The sequence below is a fragment of the Streptomyces panaciradicis genome, assembly GCF_023516615.1.
In the GTDB taxonomy this organism is placed as follows: Bacteria; Actinomycetota; Actinomycetes; order Streptomycetales; family Streptomycetaceae; genus Streptomyces; species Streptomyces panaciradicis.
Genome location: NZ_JAMGBF010000252.1, coordinates 1 through 5,357, shown reverse-complemented (window position 1 = coordinate 5,357; position 5,357 = coordinate 1). Strand labels below are relative to the sequence as shown.

4 protein-coding genes are annotated in these 5,357 nt (G+C 74.7%); 2 read left to right on the top strand and 2 right to left on the bottom strand.

The genetic code is table 11. The annotated features are described in order from the left end of the window. Positions 1-513 precede the first annotated feature (513 nt). On the top strand, positions 514-2,688 hold the full coding sequence (gene helR / locus M8J74_RS42940; RefSeq protein ID WP_249841594.1) for an RNA polymerase recycling motor ATPase HelR: 2,175 nt from the start codon (positions 514-516) through the stop codon (positions 2,686-2,688). On the opposite strand, the gene M8J74_RS42935 is transcribed toward helR, so the two are convergent. Then, positions 2,675-3,610, bottom strand: a complete 936-nt coding sequence (locus tag M8J74_RS42935) for an EamA family transporter (protein ID WP_249841593.1) — start codon at positions 3,608-3,610, stop codon at positions 2,675-2,677. The genes helR and M8J74_RS42935 overlap by 14 nt on opposite strands. Positions 3,611-3,678: 68 nt before the next feature. On the opposite strand from M8J74_RS42935, the gene M8J74_RS42930 reads away from it, so the two are divergent. Then, entirely contained in the window at positions 3,679-4,536 is an 858-nt protein-coding gene (locus M8J74_RS42930; RefSeq protein ID WP_249841592.1) for a LysR family transcriptional regulator, read from the top strand. A 45-nt stretch (positions 4,537-4,581) separates the two neighbouring features. Here M8J74_RS42930 and M8J74_RS42925 read toward each other — a convergent pair whose 3' ends face one another. After that, positions 4,582-5,298, bottom strand: a complete 717-nt coding sequence (locus M8J74_RS42925; RefSeq protein WP_249841591.1) for an alpha/beta fold hydrolase — start codon at positions 5,296-5,298, stop codon at positions 4,582-4,584. Positions 5,299-5,357: the final 59 nt, after the last annotated feature.

Here is a 5,357-nt window from a genome sequence, read left to right as displayed (position 1 = left end):
AGGCCCACCGCCGTCAGACCTCGCATCCCGGCGACCGGGCCTGCGGAGGCTCCCAGGGGTACAGCACAGCTCCCGGCGGGCCGGTCTCAGGTGGCGCTCCATGTCCGGCGCGAGGGCCGGCGTCGGTCACGCATCCACTCCGACCCCGCGACAGGCCCGGCCACGGCTTCCGGCGCACCCGCCTCAAGTGGTGTTCCGGGTCCGCGCGACGGGCGGTGCCGGGCACGCATCCACTCCCACCCCGCGACAGGCCCGGCCACGGCTTCCGGCGCACCCGCCTCAAGTGGTGTTCCGGGTCCGCGCGAGGGCCGGCGCCGGGCACGCATCCGTCCTCTCCCCGCGACGGGGACGCCCGCCCCGGACCCAGAAGGACCTCCCTCGGACGGCATCGCGGGTCTCACACCCCGTTCCCGTGACACCCGCGTCAATGCGCGCCACAGCACCCACACACCGTCGCCCACCGCACCACCCCGCGCACCCACCGCCGTACACCGCAAGATCGGAGTCTTTTCCGTGAATCCCGCGACCACCAGCGCGTTCGCCCTGCCCGGCCGGCTGGCCGCGAAAGCCGACCCGGCGCTGATCGCCGACGACGAGCGGCACTTCGCGGCGATCGCCGCGTGCCTCGACGAGACCATCGCCGAACTGTCCGGCCGCCTCGACGCCGAACGCCGGGCGCCCGGCGGCCTGGGCAGGCAGGCGATGGACCGGGACGCCGAGATCCACCGGCTGACCGGCCGGCTGCGCGCCCTGCGCCGCTTCGGCCTCGACCTGTGCCTCGGCCGCATGGTCGGCGCGGACGGCACCGAACCCCTCTACGTCGGACGCCTCGGCCTCACCGACAGCACCGGGCGCCGGCTGCTGGTGGACTGGCGCTCGCCCGCGGCCGAACCGTTCTTCGGCGCCACCCACGCGCGGCCGATGGGCCTGGCCAGCCGCCGCCGGTATCGCTGGACCGACGGCCGGATCAGCGACTACTGGGACGAGGTGTTCACCCCCGACGCCTTCGCGGGGCACGCCGCGCTCGACGACCAGTCCGCCTTCATCGCCAGCCTGGGCACCAACCGTTCGGAACGGATGCGGGACGTCCTCGGCACCATCCAGGCCGACCAGGACGCCATCATCCGCGCGGGCTCCCGAGGCGCCCTCGTCGTGGACGGCGGGCCCGGCACGGGGAAGACCGTGGTCGCCCTGCACCGCTCCGCCTACCTGCTCCACTCCGACCCCCGCCTCGCCCACCGCAAGGGCGGCGTCCTGTTCGTCGGCCCGCACCGGCCCTACCTGGCGTACGTCTCCGACGTGCTGCCCAGCCTCGGCGAGGAGGGCGTGCAGACCTGCGTCCTGCGCGACCTCGTCGCCGAGGGCGCCGCGGCGCGGGAGGAGGACGATGCCGAGGTGGCCCGTCTGAAGGCGTCCGCGGAGCTGGTGGCGGCGGTCGAGGCGGCCGTCCGGTTCTACGAGGAGCCGCCCACCCGGGGGATGACCGTCGCGACCCACTGGTCCGACGTGTGGCTGAGCCCCGACGACTGGGCCGAGGCGTTCGAGGCGGCGGAGCCCGGCACCCCGCACAACGAGGCCCGCGAGCAGGTCCGGCAGGAACTGCTGACGATCCTGGCGGACAAGCACGACGGCGAGGACGTTCCGCACGACCTGCTGCACCGGTCCTTGCGGCAGCACCGGGAGCTGCGCGCGGCGTTCGACCGCGCCTGGCCGCTGATCGAGGCGGCGGACCTCGTCGCGGACCTCTGGTCGGTCCCCGCCTACCTGCGCCGGTGCGCCCCCTGGCTGGGCCCCGAGGACGTCCGCAGGCTCCAGCGGCCGGAGTCGCTCCAGGCCTGGACGGTGTCCGACCTGCCGTTCCTGGACGCGGCCCGGCAGCGGCTGGGCGATCCGGAGACGGCACGCCGCAGGCGCCGCGACGCGGCGATCCTGGCCGCCCAGCGCGAGCGCATGGAGCAGGTCGTCGACAACCTGGTCGAGGCCGTGGCGAACTCCGGGGCCGACGGCGACGACGGCGAGGGCCTGGTGCGGATGCTGCGCGGCGAGGACGCCCGGGTCAGCCTGGTCGACGAGGGCGAACTCTCCGTCGCCGAACCGGACCTCCTCGCCGGTCCGTTCGCGCACATCGTCGTCGACGAGGCCCAGGAGCTGACCGACGCCGAGTGGCAGATGCTGCTGCTGCGCTGTCCCTCCCGCAGCTTCACCATCGTCGGGGACCGCGCCCAGGCCCGGCACGGCTTCGCCGAGTCGTGGCGGGAACGTCTGGAGCGGATCGGGCTCGACCGGATCGAACTGGCGTCGCTGACCGTCAACTACCGCACCCCGCGGGAGGTGATGGCCGAGGCCGAGCCGGTCATCCGGGCGGCGCTCCCCGACGCCAACGTGCCGACCTCCATCCGCAGCGCCGGCATCCCGGTCGGCCACGGCAGCCTCGCCGACCTGGACTCCGTCCTCGACACCTGGCTGGCCGCGCACGCCGAAGGCATCGCCTGCGTCATCGGCCACCCCGCCTTCCGGGCGACGGCGCGCGTGCGGTCCCTGAGCCCTGAGCTGTCCAAGGGCCTGGAGTTCGACCTGGTCGTCCTCGTCGACCCGCAGAACTTCGGCGACGGCATCGAAGGCGCGGTCGACCACTACGTGGCGATGACCCGGGCCACCCGGCAACTCGTCGTCCTCACCGGTCCCTGACCCGGCCGGCCCGTGGACGCTCCGTGCCGAGGATGCTCAGGGCGTTGGCGGCGACGACCGCGCCGATGCCCGCCCACTCGGCCCAGCCCAGCCGCTGGCCGAGCCCCACCCGGCCCACGGCGGCCGCGAGGACCGGGTTGACGCTCATGAACAGGCCGAACGCGGGGGCGGGGACCCGGCGCAGGGTGAACAGGTCGGCGAGGTAGGGCACCGCGGAGGAGAGCACGCCGGCCGCGACGGCGCAGGCCAGCGCGGTGGCGGTCGGCGGATGCCGGAGTACGACGACCAGGCCGACCGGCAGGAACAGCAGGGCCGAGACACCGGCCGCGGCGGCCGAGCCCTGGGCGCCGGGGAGCCGCCGGCCCACGGTGCGGTTGAGCAGGATGTACGAGGCCCAGCAGGCGGCGGCCAGCAGGCCCAGGCCCATGCCGACGTAGTCCGCGGAGGGCCGCGGCCGCATCAGCGTGCCGACACCCACGGCCGCGATCACCGCGCAGCAGGCGTCCGCCCGGCGCCGGGCGGCGGCCAGGGCGATGGTGAGCGGGCCGAGGAACTCCAGGGTCACCGCCAGGCCGAGGCCGACGCGGTCGACGGCGCTGTACAGGGACAGGTTCATCGTGCCGAAGACCACGGCCAGCAGCAGCACGGGCCACCACTGCCGCCAGGTGAACGTCCGCAGCCGGGGCCGGCCGACGGCCAGCAGTACGAGCGCGGCGACGTACTGGCGGACCGCCACGACCCCGGCGGGCCCGAGCACGGGAAAGGCGAGGGAGCCGATCGCGGCGCCGGTCTGGTTGGACACCCCGCTGCTGACCATCGCGACCACACCGGCCGCACTGGGCCGGGCGGGCCGCCCGGCCGCGGCAGCCGGGGCGGGGACCGGGGGCACGGGTGCGGGTGCGGAGGTACGGGCGAGGCGCATGACCCGATCGTGAGACCCGCGCGGCCATGCGCATAATGTGTCCTGCCGTCGATCCATACGCTTGAGTCATGGATGTGGAGATACGACAGCTGCGCTGCCTGGTGGCCATCGTCGACGAGGGCACCTTCACCGACGCGGCCATCGCCCTCGGCGTCTCCCAGGCGGCCGTGTCCCGCACCCTGGCCTCGCTCGAACGAGCTCTGGGAGTACGGCTGTTGAGGCGGACTTCGCGCACGGTGACGCCGACCGTGGCCGGGCAGCGCGTGCTCCGGCACGCGCGTCGGGTCCTCGGCGAGGTGTCGGACCTGGTCCACGCGGCGACCTCGGACCGTGCCGAACTGCGCGTCGGCTACGCCTGGTCGGCACTCGGCCGGCACACGCCCGCCTTCCAGCGGCGCTGGGCCCGCGCCCACCCGGAGACCGACCTGCACCTGATCCGCGTCAACTCCGCCACGGCCGGTCTCGCGGAGGGCGTCTGCGACCTGGCCGTGGTCCGCAGGCCGCTGGGGCAGGACCGGCGCTTCGACAGCGCCATCGTCGGCCTGGAACGCCGGCTGTGCGCTCTGTCCTGCGACGACCCGCTGGCCAGGCGCCGCTCGGTGCGCCTCGCCGACCTCGCCGACCGCACGCTCCTCGTCGACCGGCGCACCGGCACCACGACCACCGATCTGTGGCCGCCCGACGCCCGCCCGGCCACCGAGGAGACCCACGACGTCGACGACTGGCTCAACGTGATCGCCGGCGGCCGCCGCATCGGCGTGACGGCGGAGTCGACGGCCCACCAGTACCCGCGGCCCGGCGTGGTCTACCGGCCCGTCCGCGACGCCGAGCCCGTCGCCGTGCGCCTCGCCTGGTGGCGCGACGACCCGCACCCGGCCACCCCCGCGGCGATCGAACTCCTCACCACGCTGTACCGCGAGCCCTGACGGATCGGGGCCGGACCGCCGCGGGGGATCATCTCCGTGCGGGCGTCAGCTCGTCGCGCGCACCGCGTCGCGGATCAGGTCGGCGACCTCCTTGGGCCGGGAGACGGCGACGGCGTGCGAGGCGCCCTCCAGCTCCACGGTCGTCGCACCCGCCCGCTTCGCGCCGAAGCGCTCCACCTCCGGGTTGATCGCCTCGTCCGCCCCGGCGACGAGCGCCCACGACGGCTTGGTCTGCCACGCGGCGGCCGCGGCCGGCTCGTCGAACACCGAGGTGGCCAGGGGTCGTTGGGACACCGCCAGGGCCTTGGTGACCGGGGCGGGCACGTCGGCGGCGAAGATGCCGGGGAACGCCTCGGCCTGGATGGTGACCTCGACGGCCGTCTCCCCGCCCTCGACCGGATACGTCCACTGCTTGAGGTTGCTCACCAGCGGCGAGAGCGGGAAACGCCCCTGCAGCTCGCCGAGGCTCTCGCCCTCTTCGGGGACGTAGGCGGCGATGTAGACCAGGCCGACGACGTTCTCGACGGTGCCGGCCACGGTGATGATCGCGCCGCCGTAGGAGTGCCCGACGAGGACGACGGGGCCCTCGATCTGCGCGGCGACGGAGGCGATGTACGCGGCGTCGGAGGCCAGCCCGCGCAGCGGGTTCGGCGGCGCGATCACGGGGATGCCGTGGTTCTGCAGTTCCGCGACGACACCGGACCAGCTGCCGGCGTCGGCGAAGGCGCCGTGCACGAGAAGGACGGTGGGTGTGGTGGTCATGTCCGCTGTCTCCGGGCTCAGTTGGTGTGGAGGGCCGTGCGCAGGGTGGTGACGGCCTG